We start from the raw sequence: 25,912 nt of genomic DNA on the forward strand, positions 1-25,912 counted from the left end.
ATTGACATCTATTAAAGAACAACCCTTTTTACCTATTATTATACAATCGGGTCAGCATGCATACGGGGTAGCACGCTCATTTTATGCAGCCTACCGCATGAAAAGTCTTGTCATTGAGCCAGTAAAAAAAGGGAGGACGATGCGCTCACTCCTTTTGAAAGGCTCACAGGGAATTGCCACGCAGAATAGCGGTATTCTGGATTTTCAATACGTTGAACATTTAGATGATCCTACCCGTTTTGTACAAGCGCTAGTGGGATTGGCCATGCAGTGCCAACAAAAGAAATTGATTTTATTAGTTTGTGACTGCTACTATGCAGAGCTTATCATTGAAAATAAAGAGCAGCTTGAAAAGTACTTTATTTTACCTTACATTGATCAGGCTTTACTAAATAGGGTGCAAACAAAGGAGAAGTTCTACAGGCTTTGTGATAAATATCAGTTAAAATACCCCAAAACCATCATTATAACAAAGGAACATCATTCAAATAGAGAAATTCCAATCCAGTATCCCATTATTATTAAACCCTCCAATACCGTGGCCTATACGAACTGTTCCTTTCCTGAAAAGAAAAAAATATATCTAGTGCACGATGCAGATGAGATGCAGCACATCATTGGCTGTATTTATCGTTCTAGCTATCAAGACACCTTAATCGTTCAAGAATTTATTCCAGGCGACGATTCCTATATCCGTGTTCTAGATGTATATGTAGGAAGAGATCGAAAAGTAAAATTAATGTGTCTTAGCAACAAGCTACTCGAAGATCCATCTCCACAAAACAAAGGTATTTCTTTAGCTGTTATGACCGATTATGATGAACAGCTAATGGAATCCATTCGGCATTTTTTAGAGGACATCGGCTATACGGGCTTTGCTAATTTTGATATGAAATATGATGCAAGGGACGGGAAATACAAGCTATTTGAAATGAATTTGCGAGCAGGGGCTTCAAGCTACTATGTGACCGCAAGCGGGTATAATTTAATGCAATATGTGGTGGATGATTATTTATACCAGGTTCATCATGAACGAACATATGTCCAGACGAAGCATGTATGGTCACTACTTCCTTCAAAAACACTATTTAAATACATGAAGAATGAAAAATTAAAAATAGAAGCAAAGCAATTAATGAAAGAAGGGCAATACACGGATGCATTACTATATAAAGAAGATATGAATATCAAGCGTTGGATAAAGCTGAAATTGTATCATTCATATTTACAGATAAAATACAGCAAGTATTTTAACAAAAGCAATGGTTAGCATATGTGAAATGAAGGATAGGGCTTTAAGATTCGTATTTATTATTTCATTTTGTTAAGTGATTTAGATATTGAAAAGCGTTATGAGACATTAAATTTAGGTATAGAAAATGCTTTAATAAGAATGAATCAAAGAAAGGATTATCTTTTAGATGAAATTGTTTTAGAAAGCTTCGAATAGCTGATAAATAAAAATTGGTACCTTCAAATATAGTAAAAAAATATTGTAGTACTTTATTGGAAATAACGGATGAATTGCGCAAAAATAAAATTGAAAATGATGGGTATTTCAATTTGTTAAAAATAATTAGTGAATATAATATTGATTATGCTTATAAAATCTTTTAATAGCGAGTTCACATGTGTATGACAATAGGGTTAGGAAAGACTCTTTTGAGAGCGCTGTGGATAATATCGAACAATTAAAAGCTATAGAGTATTTTCATAAATTGTATAAATCCGAAATCAAATTATTTAAAGTTTATCTAATGAATTTAAAGATATAAAGATTGATTTGTTGACTTTAGAAGAAAAACTAAACCAACAGTAGGAAAAGATTTAACCAATAATCTTATTAATATTGAAATGATATCAACGAAAACATCTCAAAGATTTTTTCGATGGAGACTTAATTCGCTTAATTGATTATCTAAGAGAAAGTAGCTATTCAGATTACAGATATAACAATTATGTATCTGATACAATACATTATATAGTTGCTGCGGCTTTTAAAAAAGTCACTTAGATATCAAATAAAAATAGTGGAGCACTAAGGTTATTTTGAATTACTTCAAATATATTCGCTTTTAGAAGGAAGTGGAGATAGAGAGAAATGTAGAGAATTATTTAGTTTCCTATAAAATTAGTAGAATTATTGGTCTTTTAAAGAAATAATTTTTAAAAATGAAATGATAGAATCTTATCTTTACAGACTGTGCTTTTTCTTTTGGTTATTTATAGCAATAACAGTTTCGGAATATTCAAACATATTTTGATGAGAATATTTAAATTTTACCGATTTATATTTGCCGAATCGACAAATCATACTTATAGCTCAATCTCTTATCACCTCTTAAAAAGGTATATTTGTTATTTTAAGTTATTCTTTAATCCCCACTATTATCATATCAATTTATGTTTAAATTACAAAATATATAAGTGAAAATGAGTGTGTATTTTATGGTAATTTTATGACATTGTAAATATAGTGTAGTATAAGAAAAGGCGTGTGCGCACGTGACCTAGAATAGCATAAAAAAGAACACTCATTTGTTTTTAACTCTAAAACAAATGAGTGTTTTTTCAGCTTTCATCGTTCTGAATAGTAGTCTGATTCAGAGGTTCTGCTCATTCCCACTTCAAAAAAATAACAATGTTATTTAATGAAATAGTGCAGAATACAATAGCACTAAAAAACTAAGTAGAGTGAAACTAAATAGAATTATTAGAGGTAATTTCTCTTTACGTTCTTTGATTCGATTCATTCTAAGAAATAGTACAATACAAAGGGTGAGTGAAATACCAAAAAGAATAATAGGAACTATAGATAACACAACTATCCCCCTTTTTTAATAATTAACATTGAGAACCTATCCAGAAAGGATCTGGATTTACTGTACCTGTCCATTTAATCCATAATCCACAGTCCTTAACGCTTGATAAGTTTAAGGCAGTTGCCCCAATATCAATTAATCCTATTGCAATAATAGTAGCTAATCCAAGAGGAGGAGCAATAAAGGCAGCGATAGCAGCTCCAAGTGTAGCTATTCCTGCTCCAATTTGAATATAAGTTATTATCTTGGAAGCTTGACAACTATCAAAGTAAGTATAGAATCCAACTGAAGTCTTTTCATACTTACTTTTACCGTTACATGCAGCTAACGGCTGGACAGAATTCATTAATTCAAAGTCTTTTGTAGTAGACTCAATTAAGTCTTCAGATACATTTTCTTTTCTAGCTGACTCTTCATCAAAATAAAAACCATTTTCATCATATGTTACAAATGGCTGTATAGCCAATGTATCGTTTATTATTTGATTATGTTCATTTACTTTTGATATTGCAAGCTTGATATCAGAATCTGTTGCACCTTGTTTTTTTGCTAAATTAGTATCTATAGCAATATAGTCTCCATCGAAACCTATTGTTTTATCAAATTCTTTATCTAATTCTAATACACTTGTAAGAATAGTCGATAAATTATCTATTGTTTCATTTTCTATTTGTGCTGCGGTTGCGGGAAACTGCGTTGTTATTGAAAACATAAAAATTATTGCAACGATTCCTGTAATAATTTTTTTCATTTTTTATCCCATCCTTTTAATAATATGATTCTCAACACTGTGTGACAACCAATATCTAGTAAACTATATTATTTCCATTTAGTAACCTCCTTCTAGTAGATTATTTATATAATAACATAATAATTTACAAAAATAAACAAATATTAACAATTTTGATAATGATTATCCAATTGTGGAATTATTAATAGGGTTTTAACCAAAGATAAAATTATATAGCTTTTCATAATCTTTATTTAACGTAGTGCTTTATTTAAATATTCGATTTATGAAATATTAAATCTGTACATTTTAAATTTAAATAATTTATTAAATCTGTGCAAATATTGCATAAGTAAATAGTTCTATATAAGGAAGAAAGAAAACGTTTGAGGAACATATTCAAATTGTCAACTACTGTTTGAAGAGCCAGAAAAATTATCAATTAGCAGCACAAGCCTATGATGTTTCGTATCAACAGGTATACCATTGGGTGAAGAAATTTGAAGCGACTGATGAAGAGGGATTACGTGATCATCGCGGTCGAACAAAAAATGAAGTTGAATTAACAGCCGAAGAAAAACTTAAGGTTAGAAATCAAACGAATCGAGCGTGAAAATGAGTGCTTACGTGCTGAAAATCTATTTTTAAAAAAGTTAGAGGTAAATCGAAAGGAGGCGTCGCTAAGCCAAATTCGCTTACAACAACGCTATTTAGCAATTCAAGAATTACACCAAGAGGAGAAACTTTCGATTCTTTTATTATGTGAAATCGTGGGTGTTTCGCGCGCCGCTTACTATAAGTGGCTAAGTCGTAAGTCATCTAACAGAGAAGTTGAAAATGAAGCCATTTCAAAGGATATTGATCTCCTTTACCACCAAGTAGATGGCATTTACGGCTATTGTCGTATGACATTGACAATCAATCGTCAGCGAATAAAGAATAATCAAGCGACGGTTAACGAGAAGCGTATTTATCGTTTAATGCAGGTGAGTGGATTGAAGTCCGTTATTAGGCGAAAGAGAAAGCCTTATCGTAAATCTCCAGCGCATCAGTGGCGGAGAACGTATTAATCGGGCATTTACCTCGGAAAAGCCAAATGAAAAATGGTGTACAGATGTCACAGAGTTTAAGTATAGAAACGGGAAAAAACCTTATTTAAGTGCAATTATCGATTTATATGATGGTTCAATTATGAGTTATGTGTTAGGTCATTCGAATAATAATTCCCTTGTTTTCAAAACAATAAAATCAGCTATTCAATCATTACAATCAGGCGAGCAGCCATTAATACATAGTGATCGAGGTTTTCAATATACATCGAAGGGATTTAAACGAATTGTGGAAACAGCCAATATGACACAAAGTATGTCCCGTGTTGGTCGATGTATTGATAACGGACCAATTGAATCATTTTGGGGCACATTGAAGTGTGAGAAGTATTATTTGCATAAGTTCGATTCATATGAAGGGTTAAAACTAGCGATTGATGATTATATTCATTTTTATAATTACTATCGTTATCAGAAACGATTAAACGGCTTGAGTCCTTTAGAATTCAGGGCTCAAGCCGCTTAATACATTTTTTATTATTTCCACTGTCTACTTGACAGGGAGCAGTTCATTACTCTGGTGTCTTTTGTTATTTATTATTGATCAATAATATCTCAATCTTTCAATGTTCGTACATTTTCGTATTCATTAGCTTTAGTTTTATAACTTTGAGGGTGTTGCTTCCAAAATAATATTAGTATAGCCTGTTTTGATTGTAGAACAAATAATCTGAAAACAAATTGTTCGACACAGTTTTACCATCAACAATAACAGTTTGAGCTAAAGCCATTATATATTTTGAACCGCCACCTTCTTTAGCTAAAAGAGGTTTAAATTCTTCACTTGTAACCTTTGATAATAATGCAATCTGTCCAAAGCTGTGCCTCCATTTACAACTAACAATTCATCTTTTGCAGTTGAATGTAAGTCATAAATTGAAGTAATATCATTATCTACTCAAAAATACCCTGGTTTGTACTCAAAATTACTTATGTCGGGTTTTCCTTCAAGATCGTTTGTAATTCCACTGATTTGTCAGCTACAACAGTAAAGCCTATAATGCCTAAACTCCTTTGTTTTATATAAATCAATAATAACAAAGGTTTGGAATTATTTATAAACTATTCTAATTATTGTTATAACTATTGAGAAAGGTGAAGTTTCATCTATTATAAAGGATTAGTAAAAATTATTTGTATGGACAGGAAATGTGACGTTTTAGTTTTGTAACAATTACTTTTTGCTTATTAATGATAAAACATAAAAATAATTGTATAATTCATTTGTGAGGAAGGAGCGTCCGTTTAGTGAGTGAAGAAATGAGAACAGGTAAGAGTGTTTTTGAATTAGAGCAAGAACAACTAAAAACATTACCGAAAAATAAAAATAAAGAATCAGAAAAAGATTATTCAACATATTTTCAAGGGCCATCAATGATTGATGGAAAAAAACGTAAAACAGTAGCTGAACATATTCAATATGCTTTAGAAAACGGTTTCCGTGGAATAGGCGAGGGAAAAAGTTATCATATCATGACTTATGGCTGCCAAATGAATGAGCATGACACAGAAGTAATGGCCGGGATTTTTATGCAGCTAGGCTACACACCAACAGAGGTGATTGAAGAGGCTGACGTTGTCTTGCTAAATACATGTGCTATTCGTGAAAATGCAGAAAACAAAGTATTTGGAGAACTTGGTTTCCTGCTGAAATATAAACGAAAAAACCCTGAGATGCTAATAGGGGTTTGTGGCTGTATGTCGCAAGAGGAATCTGTGGTTAATAAAATTTTAAGAAGCTACCCACATGTTGATATGGTGTTTGGTACACACAATATTCACCGTCTGCCAAACATTTTAAAAGAAGCCTACATGTCAAAAGAAATGGTCATAGAGGTTTGGTCTAAAGAAGGCGATGTCATTGAAAATCTGCCGAAGAAACGTCTTGGCTCCATTAAGGCTTGGGTTAATATTATGTATGGTTGCGATAAATTCTGTACGTATTGTATCGTTCCATATACACGTGGTAAAGAGCGCAGTCGCCGACCAGAGGAAATCATTGCTGAAGTTCGTGAGCTAGCGGCAGCGGGCTACAAAGAGATTATGTTATTGGGGCAAAATGTCAACGCTTACGGTAAAGATTTTGAGGATATTGATTATCGTCTTGGCGATTTAATGGATGAATTAAGAAAGATCGATATTCCGCGGATTCGATTTACAACGAGTCATCCACGTGACTTTGATGACCATTTAATCGAAGTTCTTGCAAAGCGTGGCAACTTAGTGGAGCATATCCATTTACCAGTACAATCGGGCTCGAATGACGTGCTAAAAATTATGGCGCGTAAATACACACGCGAGCATTTCCTTGGTTTAGTGGATAGAATTAAAGCGGCAATACCTGAAGTAACCTTAACAACAGATATTATCGTTGGCTATCCGAATGAAACAGAGGAACAGTTTGAGGAAACATTGTCCTTATACCGTGAAGTTGGCTTTGACGCAGCCTTTACGTATATTTATTCGCCGCGTGAAGGTACACCAGCTGCAAAAATGATTGACAATGTACCTGAAGAGGTGAAAAAAGAGCGTCTTCAACGTTTAAATGAAGTGGTGGGTGAATACTCTCGCAAAGCATTAGAGCGTTTAAATGGTCAGGTTGTCGAAGTATTAGTTGAAGGCACAAGTAAACGACGCGACGATGTGTTAGCGGGCTATACGAGGAAAAATCGTTTAGTTAACTTCAAAGCACCAGCAGAAGTAATTGGTCAATTAGTGAAAGTAAAAATAACAGAGACTACATCCTATTCACTTACTGGTGAATTTGTGGAAGTCGTAAAAAATGAAAAGGTGGAAGCATAAATGACACAAGTCTTATATACAAAAGAAGATTTAATTAAAAAATCACATGAAATTGCACATATGATTGCAAATACGCCAGAGGTTGAATTTTTCAAAAAAGCAGAAGCGCAAATTAACGAAAATCAACAAGTACGTGAACGTATTGCAAGCTTAAAAAGCTTACAAAAACAAGCGGTTAATTTCCAACACCTAGGGAAAGAAAAAGCATTAAAAATGATTGAAGATAAAATTGCTAAAATCGAGGAAGAAATTAATGCCATCCCAGTTGTGCAACAATTTAAAGAATCACAAGGCGATGTTAATGATTTATTGCAACTTGTTTCAAATACGATCGCAAATAATGTTACAAATGAAATTATTCGCTCAACTGGTGGCGATGTTCTTCGTGGTGAAACGGGTTCATACGTAGAAAATACTCAACCAGGTAGCTGCTCTTAACAGATTATAGAAATCAAAGCTCGAATGCTGTCATTCGAGCTTTTTTTACGTCTTCTTCTATTGAAGCATTCAGCTGCTATAATAGACCTCTCATCGAAAAGTTTTAAATGATCCATTTCATTCTCTAAAAATATATGTTCACCCAATGGGCGCTACCTGCATATGATGGAGTGAAAAGAGTCGAAGGAGGAATTGCGCTGAAACGTTTACGACAAATCGTGACGAAAGCAGTAGTTGCCAAAGGGAAGAAGAGAACGGAAGAACGTGTAACATTATCACCAACAAATAAACCGACAAGTATTTTAGGGTGCTGGGTAATCAATCACACTTGCTCTGCAAAAAGAGTCGGGAAATTTGTAGAAGTAACAGGGAAATTTGATGTCAATGTTTGGTATGCCTATAGTAATCATTCGAAAACAGCTGTGTTTTCTGAAACGATTCACTATAAAGACAAAGTGAAGCTTCACTATCGAGACGGTGAAATTAGCGTTGGTGATGATGTTCGTGTACGTGTGATACAAGAACCAAATTGTATTGAAGCGATTATCTCTCCATGTGGTACAAAGTTTGAAATTGTAGTGGAACGTGAAGTAGTTGTTGAGGTAATGGGTGAAACAACAATTTGTATTAGTGTCCATCCACTAGACTATGAAGAAGATTGGAGCCTTAATGATGAAAGTTCATCTTCATCCTCATCAAGCTCTAGTTCTAGCTCCTCTTCAAGTCCTGAAGGAGAAGGCAGGTATGTGTTAGAGTCTTCATCGTTTCCTGATGAACGACCAAGATAAGTCTAAAAAACATCATTTTTTGATACATGCGAAATGCTAGCATCTTAAAAAAGGTGAATAAAGCGTTTCGCATGTATCTTTTGTTATAATAAATATATCTATAAGGCAAGAGCGAGGTAAATAGTGATATGACAACATATACACCAATGATGCAACAGTATCTACAGGTAAAGGAAGATTACAAAGATGCCTTTTTATTTTTTAGATTAGGTGACTTTTATGAAATGTTTTTTGAGGACGCAATCAATGCCTCACAAATTTTAGAAATTACATTAACAAGCCGAGATGCAGGCGCAAAAGAGCGAATACCAATGTGCGGTGTGCCGCATCATTCGGCTAAAAATTATATTGAAACACTTGTGCAAAAAGGCTATAAAGTGGCTATTTGTGAACAAACAGAAGATCCAAAGCAAGCAAAAGGTGTGGTCAAACGTGAAGTTGTTCAGCTTATCACACCAGGAACAATTATGGAAGGAAAGGCTCTTGATGGTAAATCTAATCATTTTATTGGAGCGGCAGAGCAATTAGATGACACAACATTTGGCTATGCTTATTTAGATTTATCCACAGGTGAAGCCGTAGCGTCTTCTATTGAAGGCGATGGAAAAGCCTTATTAATGCAAATGCAGGCTTACGGAATTCGAGAACTGATTGTAACGGATAGTTTGCAGCTATTATTAGCAGAGCATGCCGTCAATGCTGGGATCGTACTTTCAATTGAAGTGAATGAAATGCCAATGGACAAAGCAGCAAGTTATCTAGAAGCTGTACCACAACCGTTACAAATTGCGTGTCTTCGATTGTTAGCTTATATTGACCAAACACAAATGAGATCTTTATCACATATTCAGGCATTCACGTTTAATGAAATTAAAAATTATTTACGCATTGATTCTAGCTCAAAGCGCAATTTAGAGCTGATTCAATCGATTCGTGGTGGCGATCAAAAAGGTACACTCTTATGGCTATTAGATGACACGGTGACAGCGATGGGTGGACGGAAATTAAAGCAATGGCTACACCAACCGCTTGCCACACGTTCAGCAATCGAGGCTAGACTAGCGATTGTTACGGATTTATTGGAAGAATATTTTGTACGAACAGAGCTTCAAGCATCCTTAAAACAAGTATATGATTTAGAGCGTTTGGCTGGTCGTGTTGCTTTTGGCAATGTGGGTGGACGAGATTTAGCCCAATTGCGTGATTCTTTACGCCAAGTGCCAACTATTCAACAGCAGTTGGTGGGGTCAAATAAAGAAACATTACAGCAATTAGGTGCGGAACTTGATACATGCTCAGATGTCGAGGCATTATTAGCAAAAGCGATTACAGATAATCCCCCTATTACCATTAAAGAAGGGGATGTTATCCGTGACGGCTATAATGAACGCTTAGACGAACTTCGCTATGCCGCTCGTAATGGTAAGGATTGGATTGCCCAACTTGAACAAGAAGAGCGTGTGAAAACGGGTATTAAAAATTTAAAAATAGGCTATAATCGCATTTTTGGTTATTATATAGAAATTACAAAATCAAATATTCATTTAGCAGATTTAACACGCTATGAGCGAAAACAAACACTGGCAAATGCGGAACGCTATATTACACAGGAACTAAAAGAAAAAGAAGCATTGATTTTAAATGCTGAAGAAGAAAGCTTAACATTAGAGTACAACCTGTTTGTAGAAATTCGTGATGTATTAAAAACTTATATTCCGCGTGTCCAAGCACTAGCAGCAAACATTAGTGAATTGGATGTCTTATTAAGCTTTGCAAGCGTCTCAGAAAAATATCGATTTACGAAACCAGAATTTCATGGTGGACGTGCCCTTAAAATTATAGAAGGACGCCATCCTGTCGTTGAAAAAATGCTGAACAAGCAAATGTATGTACCAAACGATTGTGTGCTAGAAGAGCAGAACAATATGATGCTTATTACAGGGCCGAATATGTCTGGTAAAAGTACTTATATGCGTCAAGTAGCATTAATTGTTGTTATGGCACAAATGGGCTGCTATGTACCTGCTGAAAAAGCGAAGCTACCAATTACCGATCAAATTTTTACTCGGATTGGGGCGGCTGATGATTTAGCGGCAGGACAATCTACATTTATGGTGGAGATGCTTGAATCGCAACATGCTATTATGCATGCAACAAAAAATAGCTTAATGCTATTTGATGAAATTGGACGTGGAACATCGACCTATGATGGTATGAGCTTGGCACAATCGATGATGGAATATATTCATGACAAAATAGGAGCCAATACGTTATTTTCTACGCACTATCATGAATTGACAGCACTTGAAAAGGATTTGCCACGCTTACAAAATGTGCATGTTTCAGCCACTGAAAAAAATGGTACGGTCGTTTTCCTGCATAAGGTGAAAAAAGGAGCGGCTGATAAATCCTATGGTATACATGTGGCACAGCTTGCTCAATTACCTGAGGAAATTTTAGCTAGAGCACGTGTATTACTTGAGAACTTTGAGGCAGGGAAAGAGGTAGTTGCCGAAACACAGGTGATAGCTGAACAACCAATACAGATGTCTTTATTTACAGAAGAAGAACCGATTTCCCCAGCCGAGACAAAGGTGCTAAAGAAATTAGAAAAGGTAAATATTCTAGGTACTTCACCGATGCAGGCAATGAATATTTTATATGAGCTACAGCAAGAGCTAGTGAACGCTAAAAAATAAAGGAGTGATACGTTAGTGGGAAACATACAAATTATGGACGAATGGCTATCCAATAAAATCGCAGCAGGAGAGGTAGTAGAAAGGCCAGCTTCTGTTGTCAAAGAGCTAGTGGAAAATGCTATTGATGCTGGGAGTACGTCCATTGATGTTTTTTTACTAGAAGCAGGTCTCACTTCTATTCAAGTAATAGATAATGGTAGCGGTATGGATGAAGAGGATGCTCTAATGTCATTCTCTCGTCATGCTACTAGTAAAATTCATCAGGAACATGATTTATTTCGTATTCGAACACTTGGCTTCCGTGGTGAGGCTTTAGCATCCATAGCCTCTGTTTCTAAAATGACATTGATTACATCAAATGGTGAATCTGGAACACATTTAGAACTTGAAGGTGGACATATCCTCACTCATAAACCTGGTCCGTTACGTAAAGGGACTGATTTAACAGTCTCCCAGCTATTCTTTAATACACCTGCCCGTTTAAAATATATGAAAACCATTCAAACCGAACTAGGGCATACAATAGACCTGATGAATCGCCTCGCACTTGGTAATCCACAAATAGCATTCAGATTATTGCATAATGGTCAACAACTACTGCAAACAAATGGCCGAGGAGATGTACAACAAGTGCTAGCAGCTATTTATGGAATACATAATGCGAAGAAAATGGTGTCATTCCAAGGCGAGTCACATGATTATCGAATTTCTGGTTTTGTATCCTTACCAGAGGTAACACGTGCTTCTAAAAATTATATGTCTCTATTTGTTAATGGTCGTTGGGTCAAGCATTATTTAGTACAAAAGGCCATTGTGGATGCTTACCATACGTATTTACCTATCGAGCGCTTCCCAATAGTTGTTCTATATATAGAGGGTGATCCTTACTTAACAGACGTGAATGTGCATCCTGCAAAACATCAAATTCGTTTAAGTAAAGAGGCTGAGCTTTTAAAGTTAATAGAGGAAACCATTCGTGAAACAATACGCAACATTATTCGAGTCCCACAAATGGAAAAGAAAGAAAAAATAGTTAAACCAGCTACTGAGCAATTAAACATTTGGAAGCCTGCTCCGAAGATCGATGTAGAGAAAATGAATGCCATCGTAGAAAAATTATATGATGTCCAAACCATTCAAGAAAACAATCCTGAACCAATAGATGAGCCTAAGCCTATTTCTACGGTTCGAGAGACAAGTTGGCAGCCTACATCACAAATAGAGGCTGAAACAATTGATGAAGTAACAATAGCCGTACAGTCGGAAATATTAGAAGAGATGCCTACGAAGGAACCCTTTCCTGAACTCGAAGTAGTGGGACAAATCCATGGCACATACATTGTTGCACAAATGGAGGATGGTTTTTATTTAATTGATCAGCATGCTGCTCAGGAACGTATTAAATACGAATTCTTCCGTGAAAAAGTCGGTCAAGTTAATCCTCATGAACGTCAGGTATTATTGTTACCACTAACATTCCATTATGCAGCAGATGAAGCTCTGATCTTACGAGAACACAGGCATGAATTAGAAGCTGTAGGCGTATTTTTAGAGGAATTTGGACAGTCATCTTTTGTTGTACGTGAGCATCCGAGTTGGTTCCCACAAGGGGAGGAACAGGAAATCATTGAGGATTTGATTGAACAGGTGTTGACAACTAAAAAGGCTGATATCAAAAAACTACGTGAGGCAGCCGCAATTATGATGAGCTGTAAAAAGTCAATCAAAGCCAATCATTATTTAACAAAAGAGCAAATGGAAACATTGCTACGAGATTTACGCAATGCAGATAATCCATTTACATGCCCACACGGACGTCCAGTGCTTATTCACTTTACATCATATGAAGTGGAAAAAATGTTTAAACGGGTTATGTAAGGGAGAGGGGGAAAATGGATGGGTGAATTTATTTTAGCGATTGATCAAGGAACGACAAGTTCAAGAGCCATTTTATTTGATAAAAAAGGTCAAATTGTTCATGTAGCACAAAAAGAATTTCAACAAATTTTTCCAAAGGCTGGCTGGGTAGAGCATAATGCCAATGAAATATGGGGTTCTATCTTGTCCGTTATTGCGGCGGTATTAACCGAAAGTGGCCATGAAGCAAGTGAGGTTCATGCGATCGGCATTACCAATCAGCGCGAAACAACAGTGGTGTGGGATAAACACACAGGTCAGCCGATTTACAATGCGATTGTCTGGCAATCACGCCAAACACAGGACATTGTGAATACCTTAAAAGAACAAGGACAGGAAGAACATTTTCAGCAAAAGACAGGGCTTCGCTTAGATGCTTATTTTTCAGCGACAAAAATTAAATGGATCTTAGATAATGTTGAAGGCGCTCGTGAAAAGGCAGACAATGGGGATTTATTATTTGGGACGATTGATACATGGCTTGTTTGGCGATTATCAAAGGGAAAGGCTCATGTGACCGATTACTCAAATGCAGCTCGAACAATGCTCTACAATATTCATGAATTGAAGTGGGATGAGGAACTTTGTGAGCTTTTAGCTATCCCAATGTCCATGCTTCCAGAAGTGAGAAATTCATCAGAAATATATACAGAAACGGCTCCAAGTATATTTTTTGGAGAAAAAATTCCGATAGCTGGAATTGCGGGTGATCAGCAAGCCGCACTTTTTGGACAAACTTGTTTTACCAAAGGAATGGCTAAAAACACGTATGGCACTGGCTGCTTTATGCTATTAAATACAGGAGAGCAGGCAGTGACATCGGAAAATGGTTTATTGACAACCATTGCGTGGGGAATTGATGGGACAGTGACCTATGCATTGGAAGGTAGTGTATTTGTAGCAGGATCAGCTATTCAATGGCTACGCGATGGACTTAGGATGATTCGTACAGCAGAGGATTCTGAATCCTATGCTAGAAAAGTAGATCATACCGATGGGGTTTATGTTGTCCCTGCCTTTGTTGGACTCGGTACACCTTACTGGGATACAGATGCACGTGGCGCCATTTTTGGGTTAACACGTGGAACATCAAAAGAACATTTTATTCGAGCAACACTAGAATCATTAGCCTATCAAACGAAAGATGTACTAGATGCAATGGAAGAAGCAGCAGGTACTCCGATTGAAGTACTCCGTGTAGATGGTGGAGCTGTCAAAAATCAATTTTTAATGCAGTTCCAAAGTGATGTTTTACAGCTACAAGTAGAGCTAGCAAAACTGAATGAGTCAACAGCACTCGGTGCAGCCTATTTAGCGGGGCTGGCGACAAGCTTCTGGCCAAACCAAGAGGCTTTATCTGCATTATGGGTGAGTGGGGAAACCTATCAACCTCACATGGATGAAGAACAAGCCACAGCTCTGTATACAGGATGGCAGAAGGCAGTAGAGGCAACACGAATTTTTAAATCATAGCTATTGGGGGAGAAAGGTATGTTTTCATTTGAGCAGCGACCAAAAATTTTATATTATCTAGAGCACTATAGCTTTGACGTATTAGTCATTGGTGGTGGTATAACAGGTGCAGGAATTGCATTAGATGCCGCATCAAGAGGCCTTTCTGTCGCATTAATTGATATGCAGGATTTTTCAGCTGGTACGTCGAGCCGTTCAACCAAATTGATTCACGGTGGTCTACGTTATTTAAAGCAATTTGATGTAGGAGTTGTAGCCGAGGTAGGGCGAGAGCGTGAAATTGTTTATGATAATGCTGTACATGTCACAACGCCTGAAAAAATGCTATTACCTTTATATAAAAAGGGTTCACTCGGTCCCTTCACAACATCTATGGCATTAAAGGTCTATGACCGCTTGGCGGGCGTCAAAAAACATGAACGTAGAACGATGTTAAATGCTCAGGAAACCCTGGCATTAGAGCCTTTACTCAATCAAGATGGCTTAGTCGGCGGTGGCTATTATGTAGAATACCGTACAGATGACGCCCGTCTAACAATTGAAGTATTAAAAAAGGCTGTAGAATATGGAGCGCTTTGCCTCAACTATGCTGAAATGACGGAATTTATTTATGAAAAGAAAAAGCTTGTTGGCATTAAAGTGAGGGATCATGTGACGGGGAAAATGCTCAATGTCCATGCCGCCCAAATTGTGAATGCAACGGGTCCTTGGGTTGATGACGTACGACAAAAAGATAAAGTAGCAGATAACAAGCAATTACGTCTAACAAAGGGCGTTCATATTGTCCTCAAACAAAAGGATTTCCCGCTAAAGCAAGCTGTTTATTTTGATATTGCTGATGGTCGTATGGCCTTTGCCATTCCACGAGATGGCAAAACCTATGTAGGGACTACGGATACTGTCTATGAAGGTAATCCTGTACATCCAGTGGCAACACAGCAAGATGTGGATTATCTAATTGAGGCTGCTAAAAAGGTCTTTCCAACTGCTACTATCACAAGAGACACAATTGAATCCTCTTGGGCAGGCGTCCGACCTCTGATTTATGAAAAAGGTAAGGATCCATCAGAAATTTCAAGGAAAGATGAAATTTGGACAGCGCCAAGTGGTTTAATGACGATTGCGGGTGGTAAGCTTACGGGCTATCGCCAAATGGCTGAAACGATTGTGGATAAAATTGTGAAGACCCGTCGCTACAAGCATGCAAGTGCCTGTTTAACACGTGAGCTAGCACTTTCTGGTGCAAAGGGAATTAACGCTATTAATTTCCCTGACTATATTGCCTATAAAGCTCGTGAAGGCGTACAATATGGCTTAAATTATGATGAAGCCAAGCATCTCGTACAAAAGTATGGCACGAATGTAGATGCCTTATTTGATCGGGTGAAATTTTTACATGAACATGGTAGTACAATGCCTCTTGCCTTACATGCGATGCTACTGTATGGCATTGAAGCCGAAATGGTCTATACACCAAGCGACTTCTTTATCCGTCGGACTGGTTTATTATACTTCGATATTGAAGCAGTAAAGCTTTATAAACAGCAAGTGATTCAGGTGATGCAACAACGCTTAAATTATACAGAGGAGCAAAAAAATAGATATATTGCTGAATTAGAGCAAGCCATTAACGATGCAACAAATTTTGTGAAAGAAGGGGAGTAAGGGATGGAGCGTTATATTCAAATGTCGGATGAACAATTTGTCTTCACGCGAACATTGGAGCCTTCAACGCCATGTATTGGACATATTCACATTTTGCATGGCATGGCAGAGCACAGCGGTCGCTATTTAACATTTGCGAAAACACTCAACGTAGCAGGCTATGTTGTGACGATGCACGATCACCGTGGGCATGGTGAAACGGCAGCATATAATGGGACATTGGGCTTTTTTGCTGAAGAAAACGGATTTGAGCGTGTTGTAAAAGATGCTCATGAAGTGATTACACAACTTCACGTACCATACGCTAATGTACCATTAATTCTCTTTGGCCATAGTATGGGTTCTTTCATTACTAGACGCTATATTCAATTATACGGAGAGCAAGTAGATAATGTTATTCTCTGTGGTACTGGAAATGTGACAGCCTTGCATGCTGTAGGAAATCTAGTAGCCAAGGCTTTAGCTAAGGGACTAGGAAAAGAAACTGAAAGTAAGCTGTTAAATCAATTGAGCTTTGGTAGCTTTAATAAGCAATTTCCCAATCCGAAGACTGCCTATGATTGGTTATGTTCAGTACAACAAGAGGTGGAAAAGTATATCGATGATCCCTATTGTGGCTTTATTCCAACGAATCAATTTTTCGTGGATTTGACAACTGGCTTTGCCACACTAAATCGTAAAAAAGAATTAGCAAAAGTAAGAAAAGACCTCCCTATTCTCTTGATTAGTGGCAGTAAAGATCCGGTTGGTGAACAGGGGCTAGGCGTTTACAAAGTTGCTGAACAGTTAGCAGCGGTGGGTGTAGAGGATGTAACGGTTTATTTATTCGAGGATAAACGACATGAAATTTTAAATGAAGACAATCAAGAAGCGGTCTTTCAAGTTTTATTACGGTGGTTAGAAAAATATGATAGAAACTAAATTGCAGCAGGCAGAGGTCGTAGCAATAGTGGGACCGACTGCCTCAGGTAAAACGGCATTAAGCATTGAACTGGCAAAAAAATATAACGGTGAAGTCATTAATGGTGATTCCATGCAAGTTTATAAAGGGCTCAATATTGGGACAGCTAAAATTACCGAAGAAGAGATGGAGGGCGTTCCTCATCATCTACTTAGCTTTTTAGAGCCTACAGAATCTTTTTCGGTAGCAGATTATCAAAAATTAGTACGTGCGAAGATCGCGGAAATACAAGCTCGTCAAAAATTACCTATAATAGTAGGAGGCTCTGGCTTATATGTACAAGCTGTCCTCTATGATTTCCAATTTACTGATGAAAAAGTAGATGAAGAAGCACGAAAAGCCTACTATGAGGAATTAGCAAAGCTTGGCCCTGAGGCAATGCATGACAAACTAAAACAACTAGACCCTCAAACAGCGGAGACAATCCATCCAAACAATACACGTCGTGTTATTCGTGCATTAGAAATGCTGGAATTAAGCGGTGTATCAAAAGCAGCAGAAGCGCAAAATCGAGGGGAAGTACCCCTTTACGACCATGTTATTTTAGGGCTAGGTCAAAACATGTCCCGTGACGTGCTATATGACCGTATTAATCGTCGTGTTGATTTAATGGTGGAAAATGGTCTTCTGCAAGAGGTGAAGGGATTATGGCAGCAAAATATCCGTGGAGTGCAGTCTATACAAGCCATCGGGTATAAAGAATTATATGATTATTTAGATGGCAAATGTACCCTAGAGGAAGCCCTTGATAGCTTAAAACAAAATTCCCGTCGCTATGCAAAAAGACAGCTTACTTATTTCCGTAATAAAATGGATGTCCATTTTATTACGCCGGATGATCGATTATAAGAATAAAGAAAAATTTCTAAAAATTACTAATTGATAAATTGGTAGAACGTGCTACTATAGGAATGAAGAGGTAGAAAGTTAGTAGGGAGGCTATTTGATGAAATCAATCAATTTGCAAGATACGTTCTTGAACCAACTACGTAAAAACAGTGTTTTTGTAACTGTATTTCTATTAAACGGATTTCAGTTAAAAGGGACTGTGAAATCATATGATAATTTTACAGTATTACTACTTGATGCTGAGAATAAGCAGCACCTAATCTATAAGCATGCCATTTCTACATTCGTACCAGCAAAACAAATAGAGTTTTTAGAGACAGAAGTATAATAAGTTTGTTAAACAGTTAGTGTTCTCACACTGGCTGTTTTTTTTGCTACAAGCTATAATGATAGTGGAATTTGATATTTTGGAGGACAAAGTTTATGAAAACAATGGAAACAACACAATTATTAGATCTGTTAGATGCAAATGAGGACCTATATATTATCGATGTACGTGAAGAGGATGAAGTAGCCCATGGCATGATCCCAGGTGCTCAACATATTGCACTCGGAACTATCCCTGAACGTTTAGAGGAATTAGATGTAGAAAAGCCATATATTATTGTATGTAAGGCTGGAGCTCGTTCTGCCAATGCGTGTGCTTTCTTAGAGGCCCAAGGATTTGATGTAACAAACCTTGAAGGCGGCATGCTGGCTTATGATGGAGAATTAGAATTTAAATAAATCATGAAAAAAGAAAGAGTATACACTCTTTCTTTTTTCATGATTATTTTTTCAAGGCATCCATGATAAAATTAAAATTCTCTTCAAAGTTTTTGTAGATATTAACATTTTTTTGTCCCTGCACTTTTGAAGCATAACTAGCAAAGTTTACACCAGCTCCATAAATTTGTAGTGCTCCATTCGCCAAATCCCCTTTTTGGAGAAGCTCAATGCCATCTTTCAAGAAATTTTGACTCTCCTCGAAATGACACTCCGTAATGTATTTATCACCACTATGAAATAACTTTAAATTTTCTAGTATTTTATTTGCTGTCTCTTCACTGATCGAAGCGTCGATATTGATTAACAACTGATTGATCGGTTTTACGAGTTTGGCATAGAGGCTATCGTGCGTTTCACAGGTTTCAGCAATAGCGTTTCTTAATTGTTTTGCATTCATCGTATCTACTCCTAACTTTTCATCGTTTTACTATTGATACTTACCCTAATTTTAATCATAGAAATAATTTATGTTTACATTGAACAGATTATTAAGGTTTCAACTTTTATGTTCAACATTACTCAGTGAATTGGCAGAACATATGCTATTGAAGATAGAGATGATTGAAAAGTCTGAGTTTACTTGTTATGGCAATTGATTCAGTAATGGATTTTTGTACAAGCCGAGTGTTAGACATAGAGAATTCTAAAAAGCACTAATTATGGAAGACTAGGAATCAAGTGAAGGATTCATTTATTGGGACAAGCACTTGATAAGCTTTTATTGTGAATAGCAGTATGTACTAAGTTAACACTCAAAAAATTTTTTCCTCTTGACACTAAAAAAGTTGTAAAGTAGATTTAACATAATTACATAAAGCAATAGGTGCCCACTAGGGAGAATAGGGAATAAAGTGAAAAGCTTTAGCGGACCCGCCACTGTATGAGGGAGTTTCGTAGTGTATGCCACTAGCAAATTGCTGGGAAGGTACTATGAGATGTTGAACTTGAGCCAGGAGACCTGCCTACATGCTATAGAAGATATAGATGATGGAAAAGTCTGTAGTTTATTTGTCATGACAATAAACTACAGACTTTTTATTTTGTCTTAATGAGAACGAGAGGAGAAATAATCATGCAATTATTACAAGACACGATTCAAAACATTCAGGGGGCTGATATGAAAAGTATGGAGCAAGCTAGAAAGCGGATTGATGCGCTTTGTAAGCCCCCAGGTAGCTTGGGTAAACTAGAATCACTTGCCGTACAGCTCTCTGGTATAACAGGACAATTATATCCGATGGTCGACAAAAAAGTGATGATTGTCTGTGCTGCAGATCATGGTGTTTGCGAGGAAGGTGTAACCACGAATCCACAAGATGTTACGGTCTTTCAAACATTAAATTTTCCTAAGGGGGGTACAGGCGTTTGTGCGATTGCGGGGATTACCAATGCAAAGGTGGTCACAGTAGATGTGGGTGTAAAAGAAGATATTCCACTTGATGCAGGTGTCATTATTCATAAAATTAAATATGGTACAGATAACATGGCACAAGGTCCAGCTATGGCCAAACAAGAAGCCATTCAATCGATAGAAGTAGGAATCCGTGTGGCCACTGAGGAAATCATAAAAGGTGCTGATGTACTTGGGACTGGAGAAATGGGCATCGGCAATACAACACCAAGTGCTGCGATATTAGCTGTTTTGACGGGATGCAACCCTATCGAAGTAACGGGGTTTGGTGCAGGAGTAGGCCAAGGAGGCATTGCCTATAAAGCGGCAGTTATTGAAAAAGCAATTACCTTAAATCAGCCTAATCCAAATGATGTTATTGATGTTCTGGCTAAGGTTGGAGGGTTAGAGATAGGGGCGATGACAGGTATTATTCTTGGCGCTGCTGCCCATCGTAAACCCGTTGTCATTGATGGATTTATTTCAACTATAGCAGCCCTCATTGCTTATAAGCTCGAACCAAAAGTAATCGATTATATCATTCCTTCCCATGTTTCAGAGGAACCAGGGGCAAAAATTGCCGCTGCCTTACTAGGCATTGAACCAATGTTGCACATGAATATGCGTTTAGGCGAAGGTTCTGGAGCAGCCTTAGCCTTTCCTATTTTAGATGCAGCTTGCTCGATGATGAAAAACATGGTGACTTTAGAAGAATCAATGCAGTTGTTAAAAAGATAAAAACAATAAAACAGCCAATGACTTAATTTTTGGTCATTGGCTGAATGGTATTTATGCACGATTTAATTTTCGTAATGGCAAGCGCCACTTCATCATATAGGAAAGAATTCGTAAAGCTGTAATCACTGCGAATAAAATATAAAGGAAAATGTCCCCTGTAAAAACCTCGAATCCGATTAGCAGTCCAGCAAGAGCTGCCCAAACACCATAAACTTCATCACGGAGAACTAATGGTTTTCTTCTAGCTAATAAATCTCGTACAATACCCCCACCTGAACCTGTCAAAACAGCAGCTACAATAACTGCGCTTACTGGCATATCAAGCTTAACAGCATAGAGTGCGCCTTGAATAGCGAATGCTGATAAGCCAATCGCATCTGTGAAGTTACCCCAACGATGCCAATGTTGAATCAGATGATGCGGAAAAATAAAGAATATCGTAATCGCAGCAAGCGCTATTTGAAACATCATATCCTGTCCCCAAAGTGTTGTGACAGGTAGTCCAATGAGTAAATTTCGGATAGCTCCTCCACCAAAAGCAGTCACAATACCAAGTATATATACACCGAATAAATCGTATTCTTCTTCCATGGCAATAATTGCCCCAGAAATAGCAAAGGCAATTGTTCCTATAATACTAAAAACCTCCCAAGCCATCCCTTTCACCCCTTCTATCAATAAATAAACTTTATTAAAAGTTAAAAGACTTTTTACGTAACAGAATCTATGAATTTAATAGCCAAAATCGGTCATTAAATACGCATCTTGAAATGAGTCCGCACATTAGCTTAGCGTAAAATCCTCTTAGAAACAATAGGCAAGTTTTACAGGTGCACATACAAATTGATAAAATGTGATTAAAATAAAGAAAAACATTCGTCAAAAGCGTTTATATACCAGTAGTTGGTTAGGGAATTCTAGAGTGATTGAAGTCAATTTAGATAGTCAATAAATCTTACTGATTGAAATGCGAGACATTGTGAAATGGAGAAGAAAGAATGACGTTTACATCAAATTTATCAACAGAAACGCTATCGTTAGCGGCAAAAGTAGAGGAGCAAGTTCGGCCTTATCATGCCAAGGTAGAAGAAATGGCGTTCTACAATCAGCAGAAGGTGCTAGCAGCTTTCAGAAAGCATCAAGTAAGTGATTATCATTTACACCCATCAAACGGCTATGGCTATGATGATGAGGGGCGGGATAATCTAGAGCGTGTTTATGCGGAAGTATTTGGTGCAGAGGCAGCCATAGTCCGACCGCAAATTATTTCAGGCACACATGCAATCACGCTTAGTCTATTCGGTGTTTTGCGTCCTGGTGATGAGCTGCTTTATATTTCGGGTCAGCCATATGATACATTGCAATCCATTGTCGATGGTGGTGATAAAGATACAGGTTCACTGAAAGATTATAAAATCAGTTATCGACATGTGGATTTACTAGATAATCAGGTCATTGATTGGGCAGGTGTTGAAGAGGCCATTACAGCACAAACCAAAATGATTGCGATTCAGCGTTCAAAAGGCTACGCAACACGTCCATCCTTTACAATTGAAGAAATTGCAGAAATGTGTGTAAAGGTACGTAAATTAGCTCCGAAAGCTATTATTTTTGTAGATAACTGCTATGGCGAGTTTGTAGAGGCGCAGGAACCTACAGAGGTCGGGGCTGACTTAATGGCAGGATCGCTCATTAAAAATCCAGGTGGAGGCTTGGCTAAAATTGGTGGCTATATTGCTGGACGCGCAGATTTAGTGGAGAAATGTGCCTATCGTATGACATCTCCAGGTATTGGAGCAGAAGCGGGGGCCACATTAAATACACTAGGTGATTTTTATCAAGGGTTTTTCCTAGCACCACATGTTGTATCGCAAGCACTAAAAGGGGCGATATTTACAGCTGCAATGCTTGAGGAAATCGGCATGAGCACTTCTCCGAGCTATCACGCGAAGCGTACAGATTTAATTCAATCAGTATCGTTCCAAACGGCTCAGCAAATGATTGATTTTTGTCGTGAAATACAAGCGAACTCACCGATAAATGCCCATTATGCTCCTGAACCAGCCTATATGCCAGGCTATGAAGATGATGTCATTATGGCAGCTGGAACATTTATTCAAGGGTCTAGCATTGAGCTAACAGCGGATGGCCCAATACGACCTCCATATACAGCATTTATCCAGGGGGGACTAACATATGAACACGTTAAATTTGCTATTTGCAGTGCGGTTCAAGCCATTCAAAAAGCATAACAAGACAATAGATAAAGCCTAAATATGAATAGTTTTTTACAATTTTTAATCGAATTGAAAAAAATAGTGCCAACCATGTTAGATAACCTTACATGGTTGGTTGACAGTAAAAAAATTTCGTTATATGATAAGCGGGTATTGGAGGAGGACTTAAATGAGTCGTGAAATTAGACGAACTATGCCGTTATTATCGATGAGTATCGTGATGCAATTAACAGAGCTTTCGGCAAGACAAATTCGTTATTATGAAGAACACCATTTAATTGAGCCGCACCGAACAGAAGGCAATCGACGTATGTTTTCACTAAATGACGTCGACACATTGCTTGAGGTTAAAGATTACTTAGAACAGGGTATGAATATGGCGAAGATTAAAAAAATATTTGCTAAAAAGAAAAATCCTGTTGCAACAACTGATGAGCAAGATTTAAGTGATTCAGAATTACGCCAAATTATGCGCGAAGAAATGCGTCAAGCACAGCGCATGCAAAAATCGTCCATCCGAAGAGGGGATTTATCTCGATTCTATTAATAAATAGGGTAGGGTAAACATAAAAGCTAGACAAATTATAGGAGTGTGGAAAACTGTGGGTAAATACACAAAAGAGGACATTAAACGTCTCATCGAAGAAAAAAACGTAAGCTTTATTCGTTTACAATTTACAGATATTCTTGGCACTATCAAAAATGTTGAGATTCCTGTAAGTCAATTAGACAAAGCACTTGAAAATAAAATGATGTTTGATGGCTCATCTATTGAAGGTTTCGTTCGAATCGAAGAATCTGATATGTATTTATATCCTGATCTTGATACTTTCGTAGTATTCCCTTGGACTTCTGAAAAAGGGAAAGTAGCACGTTTTATCTGTGATGTATACACTGCGAAAGGCGAACCGTTTGCTGGTGACCCACGTAACAACCTAAAACGAATTCTTAAAAAAATGGAAGAAATGGGCTTCTCAAGCTTCAATTTAGGGCCTGAGCCAGAATTCTTCTTATTCAAATTAGATGCAAAAGGCGAACCAACATTAGAAGTAAATGACCATGGTGGTTATTTCGATTTAGCGCCAACAGACCTTGGTGAAAATTGCCGTCGTGATATCGTGTTAGAGCTAGAAGAAATGGGCTTTGAAATTGAAGCATCACACCATGAGGTAGCTCCAGGACAACACGAAATCGACTTTAAATATGCGGATGCTGTTACTGCGTGTGATAACATCCAAACATTCAAATTAGTTGTTAAAACAATCGCTCGTAAACATGGCTTACACGCTACATTTATGCCAAAACCACTATTTGGTGAAGCGGGCTCTGGTATGCACTTTAACGTGTCACTATTTAAAGGCAAAGAAAATGCGTTCTATGATGAATCTACAGAATTAGGTCTTTCTGAAACAGCTATGCAATTCATGGCGGGTGTTCTTGCACACGTACAAGGTTTCACAGCTGTAACAAACCCAACAGTTAACTCTTATAAACGTCTAGTACCAGGTTATGAAGCACCATGTTATGTAGCATGGTCTGCACAAAACCGTTCACCATTAATTCGTATTCCATCTGCACGTGGCCTTTCAACTCGTGTTGAAGTACGCTCTGTAGACCCTTCTGCAAACCCATATTTAGCGATGGCTGTTATTTTAGAAGCAGGTCTTGAAGGTATTCGTCAAAGCCTAACACCACCTGCTGCTATTAACCGCAACATCTATGTGATGTCGGAAGAAGAGCGTCAAGCAAATGGTATTGAAAACCTACCTGCAGCACTTGATGATGCACTAACATTACTTGCTAAAGATCAAGTAGCACAGGAAGCATTAGGTGAGCATATTTATGCAAACTTTAAAGAAGCAAAAGAAATCGAGTTCGATATGTACCGTACAACTGTTCATCAATGGGAACGCGATCAATATTTAAAAATGTATTAATCATAAAGATACCGAGTGCCTGATAAAGGGTACTCGGTTTTTTTCTGAACATATTAGGAACGATGGGGTCATCTGACAACCCCATCGTTATTTTAGTATTAGCGCATATGTTTATGATGGTGTGGCATATGGCAAGGGTTAGGTGGCATACCGCACATTGTATGTGTTTCACAGCATTCATTCACGACAGATTCTGTGCATGGGAAATAATACTGATGATCAATCATATGTTTGTTCACTGTTGTAACATGTGCAGGTTGTACGTGTGGAACAACTGTATGGATATAATTTGTGCGTACATATTGCTCTGGTGGTAAAAATTGTGGTGGATCATATTGCATTGGCATCATTTGTGGCGGACAGCAGTGTGGACCTTTAGCCGGGTGGCGTCTTCGTTGAAACATGTTATTACCTCCTGTTTTGATAAGTTGTAGTTCATTATTAAGATATGAGATATACGTCGATAGGGTCTATTTATTTGCCTATTAATGCATAGGTAAATCTAACAAGTAACTAAAATAGTAGAAAATCTATAATCAATTTGCCTACATCTTTGAGTGAAATGAAAGCATGACATATTGTTGAAAAT

General features: G+C 37.3%; 21 protein-coding genes, 1 pseudogene and 1 riboswitch. Of the genes and pseudogenes, 18 read left to right on the top strand and 4 right to left on the bottom strand.

What is annotated here, in order from left to right; genetic code table 11:
* Position 1 precedes the first annotated feature (1 nt).
* Both LBYS11_RS05525 and LBYS11_RS23930 read left to right on the top strand, forming a co-directional pair.
* Positions 2–1,270, top strand: a complete 1,269-nt coding sequence (locus LBYS11_RS05525; protein WP_103117604.1) for a carboxylate--amine ligase — start codon at positions 2–4, stop codon at positions 1,268–1,270.
* 51 nt (positions 1,271–1,321) lie between these two features.
* Positions 1,322–1,450, top strand: coding sequence for a hypothetical protein (locus tag LBYS11_RS23930; RefSeq protein WP_255409654.1), 129 nt, complete (start codon positions 1,322–1,324; stop codon positions 1,448–1,450).
* Positions 1,451–2,844: 1,394 nt separating this feature from the next.
* Here the strand turns inward: LBYS11_RS23930 and LBYS11_RS05530 are convergent.
* Positions 2,845–3,573 (bottom strand): hypothetical protein, encoded by a 729-nt coding sequence (locus tag LBYS11_RS05530; RefSeq protein ID WP_233732487.1) that lies wholly within the window; start codon positions 3,571–3,573, stop codon positions 2,845–2,847.
* A gap of 349 nt (positions 3,574–3,922) precedes the next feature.
* On the opposite strand from LBYS11_RS05530, the pseudogene LBYS11_RS23480 reads away from it, so the two are divergent.
* From LBYS11_RS23480 to LBYS11_RS05600, 12 genes and pseudogenes are all read left to right on the top strand, one after another.
* A pseudogene (locus LBYS11_RS23480) lies at positions 3,923–5,127 on the top strand (IS3 family transposase); the annotation flags it as partial.
* A 794-nt stretch (positions 5,128–5,921) separates the two neighbouring features.
* Positions 5,922–7,463 (top strand): tRNA (N6-isopentenyl adenosine(37)-C2)-methylthiotransferase MiaB, encoded by a 1,542-nt coding sequence (gene miaB, locus LBYS11_RS05550; protein ID WP_036219113.1) that lies wholly within the window; start codon positions 5,922–5,924, stop codon positions 7,461–7,463.
* Complete coding sequence (locus LBYS11_RS05555) at positions 7,464–7,901, top strand: YlbF/YmcA family competence regulator (protein ID WP_004225842.1); 438 nt, start codon at positions 7,464–7,466, stop codon at positions 7,899–7,901.
* A 134-nt stretch (positions 7,902–8,035) separates the two neighbouring features.
* Entirely contained in the window at positions 8,036–8,689 is a 654-nt protein-coding gene (cotE, locus tag LBYS11_RS05560; protein ID WP_175400709.1) for an outer spore coat protein CotE, read from the top strand.
* Positions 8,690–8,817: 128 nt separating this feature from the next.
* The gene (gene mutS / locus LBYS11_RS05565) at positions 8,818–11,388 is read left to right on the top strand and encodes a DNA mismatch repair protein MutS (protein WP_103117607.1); all 2,571 of its coding nucleotides are present in this window, start codon (positions 8,818–8,820) and stop codon (positions 11,386–11,388) included.
* Between the two features lie 15 nt (positions 11,389–11,403).
* Complete coding sequence (gene mutL, locus LBYS11_RS05570; protein ID WP_103117608.1) at positions 11,404–13,266, top strand: DNA mismatch repair endonuclease MutL; 1,863 nt, start codon at positions 11,404–11,406, stop codon at positions 13,264–13,266.
* An 18-nt stretch (positions 13,267–13,284) separates the two neighbouring features.
* Positions 13,285–14,778, top strand: a complete 1,494-nt coding sequence (gene glpK, locus LBYS11_RS05575; RefSeq protein WP_054550562.1) for a glycerol kinase GlpK — start codon at positions 13,285–13,287, stop codon at positions 14,776–14,778.
* An 18-nt stretch (positions 14,779–14,796) separates the two neighbouring features.
* Entirely contained in the window at positions 14,797–16,443 is a 1,647-nt protein-coding gene (locus LBYS11_RS05580; protein ID WP_103117609.1) for a glycerol-3-phosphate dehydrogenase/oxidase, read from the top strand.
* A 3-nt stretch (positions 16,444–16,446) separates the two neighbouring features.
* On the top strand, positions 16,447–17,364 hold the full coding sequence (locus LBYS11_RS05585) for an alpha/beta fold hydrolase (protein WP_103117610.1): 918 nt from the start codon (positions 16,447–16,449) through the stop codon (positions 17,362–17,364).
* Positions 17,351–18,253, top strand: coding sequence for a tRNA (adenosine(37)-N6)-dimethylallyltransferase MiaA (miaA, locus tag LBYS11_RS05590; RefSeq protein ID WP_103117611.1), 903 nt, complete (start codon positions 17,351–17,353; stop codon positions 18,251–18,253). Before LBYS11_RS05585 ends, miaA begins: the two co-directional genes overlap by 14 nt.
* Positions 18,254–18,350: 97 nt before the next feature.
* The gene (gene hfq / locus LBYS11_RS05595; RefSeq protein WP_004225825.1) at positions 18,351–18,581 is read left to right on the top strand and encodes an RNA chaperone Hfq; all 231 of its coding nucleotides are present in this window, start codon (positions 18,351–18,353) and stop codon (positions 18,579–18,581) included.
* Positions 18,582–18,676: 95 nt separating this feature from the next.
* Entirely contained in the window at positions 18,677–18,979 is a 303-nt protein-coding gene (locus LBYS11_RS05600; RefSeq protein ID WP_103117612.1) for a rhodanese-like domain-containing protein, read from the top strand.
* 43 nt (positions 18,980–19,022) lie between these two features.
* On the opposite strand, the gene LBYS11_RS05605 is transcribed toward LBYS11_RS05600, so the two are convergent.
* Positions 19,023–19,418: a hypothetical protein gene (locus LBYS11_RS05605; protein WP_103117613.1), complete on the bottom strand. Its 396-nt coding sequence runs from the start codon at positions 19,416–19,418 to the stop codon at positions 19,023–19,025.
* 407 nt (positions 19,419–19,825) lie between these two features.
* A riboswitch (cobalamin riboswitch) is annotated at positions 19,826–20,002 on the top strand.
* A 91-nt stretch (positions 20,003–20,093) separates the two neighbouring features.
* On the opposite strand from LBYS11_RS05605, the gene cobT reads away from it, so the two are divergent.
* Positions 20,094–21,149: a nicotinate-nucleotide--dimethylbenzimidazole phosphoribosyltransferase gene (cobT, locus tag LBYS11_RS05610; RefSeq protein ID WP_103117614.1), complete on the top strand. Its 1,056-nt coding sequence runs from the start codon at positions 20,094–20,096 to the stop codon at positions 21,147–21,149.
* A gap of 51 nt (positions 21,150–21,200) precedes the next feature.
* Here cobT and LBYS11_RS05615 read toward each other — a convergent pair whose 3' ends face one another.
* Entirely contained in the window at positions 21,201–21,806 is a 606-nt protein-coding gene (locus tag LBYS11_RS05615; RefSeq protein WP_004225816.1) for a trimeric intracellular cation channel family protein, read from the bottom strand.
* A 341-nt stretch (positions 21,807–22,147) separates the two neighbouring features.
* Here LBYS11_RS05615 and LBYS11_RS05620 point away from each other — a divergent pair, with 341 nt between their 5' ends.
* From LBYS11_RS05620 to glnA, 3 genes are all read left to right on the top strand, one after another.
* Positions 22,148–23,401 (top strand): methionine gamma-lyase family protein, encoded by a 1,254-nt coding sequence (locus tag LBYS11_RS05620; protein ID WP_054550567.1) that lies wholly within the window; start codon positions 22,148–22,150, stop codon positions 23,399–23,401.
* 154 nt (positions 23,402–23,555) lie between these two features.
* On the top strand, positions 23,556–23,933 hold the full coding sequence (locus tag LBYS11_RS05625) for a MerR family transcriptional regulator (RefSeq protein WP_004225812.1): 378 nt from the start codon (positions 23,556–23,558) through the stop codon (positions 23,931–23,933).
* Between the two features lie 55 nt (positions 23,934–23,988).
* Positions 23,989–25,323, top strand: a complete 1,335-nt coding sequence (gene glnA / locus LBYS11_RS05630) for a type I glutamate--ammonia ligase (RefSeq protein WP_004225810.1) — start codon at positions 23,989–23,991, stop codon at positions 25,321–25,323.
* A gap of 98 nt (positions 25,324–25,421) precedes the next feature.
* Here glnA and LBYS11_RS05635 read toward each other — a convergent pair whose 3' ends face one another.
* Complete coding sequence (locus LBYS11_RS05635; protein ID WP_016991980.1) at positions 25,422–25,727, bottom strand: CotD family spore coat protein; 306 nt, start codon at positions 25,725–25,727, stop codon at positions 25,422–25,424.
* Between the last annotated feature and the right edge of the window lie 185 nt (positions 25,728–25,912).

The organism is Lysinibacillus sp. YS11 (assembly GCF_002896375.1).
GTDB lineage: Bacteria > Bacillota > Bacilli > Bacillales_A > Planococcaceae > Lysinibacillus > Lysinibacillus capsici.

Bases quoted from the DNA above. Each gene is read 5' to 3' on its own strand.
- LBYS11_RS05530 (WP_233732487.1), bottom strand. From the start codon at position 3,573: ATGAAAAAAATTATTACAGGAATCGTTGCAATAATTTTTATGTTTTCA.
- LBYS11_RS05625 (WP_004225812.1), top strand. From the start codon at position 23,556: ATGAGTCGTGAAATTAGACGAACTATGCCGTTATTATCGATGAGTATC.
- LBYS11_RS05615 (WP_004225816.1), bottom strand. From the start codon at position 21,806: ATGGCTTGGGAGGTTTTTAGTATTATAGGAACAATTGCCTTTGCTATT.
- miaB (WP_036219113.1), top strand. From the start codon at position 5,922: ATGAGAACAGGTAAGAGTGTTTTTGAATTAGAGCAAGAACAACTAAAA.
- LBYS11_RS05620 (WP_054550567.1), top strand. From the start codon at position 22,148: ATGACGTTTACATCAAATTTATCAACAGAAACGCTATCGTTAGCGGCA.
- miaA (WP_103117611.1), top strand. From the start codon at position 17,351: ATGATAGAAACTAAATTGCAGCAGGCAGAGGTCGTAGCAATAGTGGGA.
- LBYS11_RS05635 (WP_016991980.1), bottom strand. From the start codon at position 25,727: ATGTTTCAACGAAGACGCCACCCGGCTAAAGGTCCACACTGCTGTCCG.
- hfq (WP_004225825.1), top strand. From the start codon at position 18,351: ATGAAATCAATCAATTTGCAAGATACGTTCTTGAACCAACTACGTAAA.
- LBYS11_RS05600 (WP_103117612.1), top strand. From the start codon at position 18,677: ATGAAAACAATGGAAACAACACAATTATTAGATCTGTTAGATGCAAAT.
- glpK (WP_054550562.1), top strand. From the start codon at position 13,285: ATGGGTGAATTTATTTTAGCGATTGATCAAGGAACGACAAGTTCAAGA.
- mutS (WP_103117607.1), top strand. From the start codon at position 8,818: ATGACAACATATACACCAATGATGCAACAGTATCTACAGGTAAAGGAA.
- LBYS11_RS05585 (WP_103117610.1), top strand. From the start codon at position 16,447: ATGGAGCGTTATATTCAAATGTCGGATGAACAATTTGTCTTCACGCGA.
- cotE (WP_175400709.1), top strand. From the start codon at position 8,036: ATGTTCACCCAATGGGCGCTACCTGCATATGATGGAGTGAAAAGAGTC.
- cobT (WP_103117614.1), top strand. From the start codon at position 20,094: ATGCAATTATTACAAGACACGATTCAAAACATTCAGGGGGCTGATATG.
- LBYS11_RS05555 (WP_004225842.1), top strand. From the start codon at position 7,464: ATGACACAAGTCTTATATACAAAAGAAGATTTAATTAAAAAATCACAT.
- LBYS11_RS05605 (WP_103117613.1), bottom strand. From the start codon at position 19,418: ATGAATGCAAAACAATTAAGAAACGCTATTGCTGAAACCTGTGAAACG.
- LBYS11_RS05580 (WP_103117609.1), top strand. From the start codon at position 14,797: ATGTTTTCATTTGAGCAGCGACCAAAAATTTTATATTATCTAGAGCAC.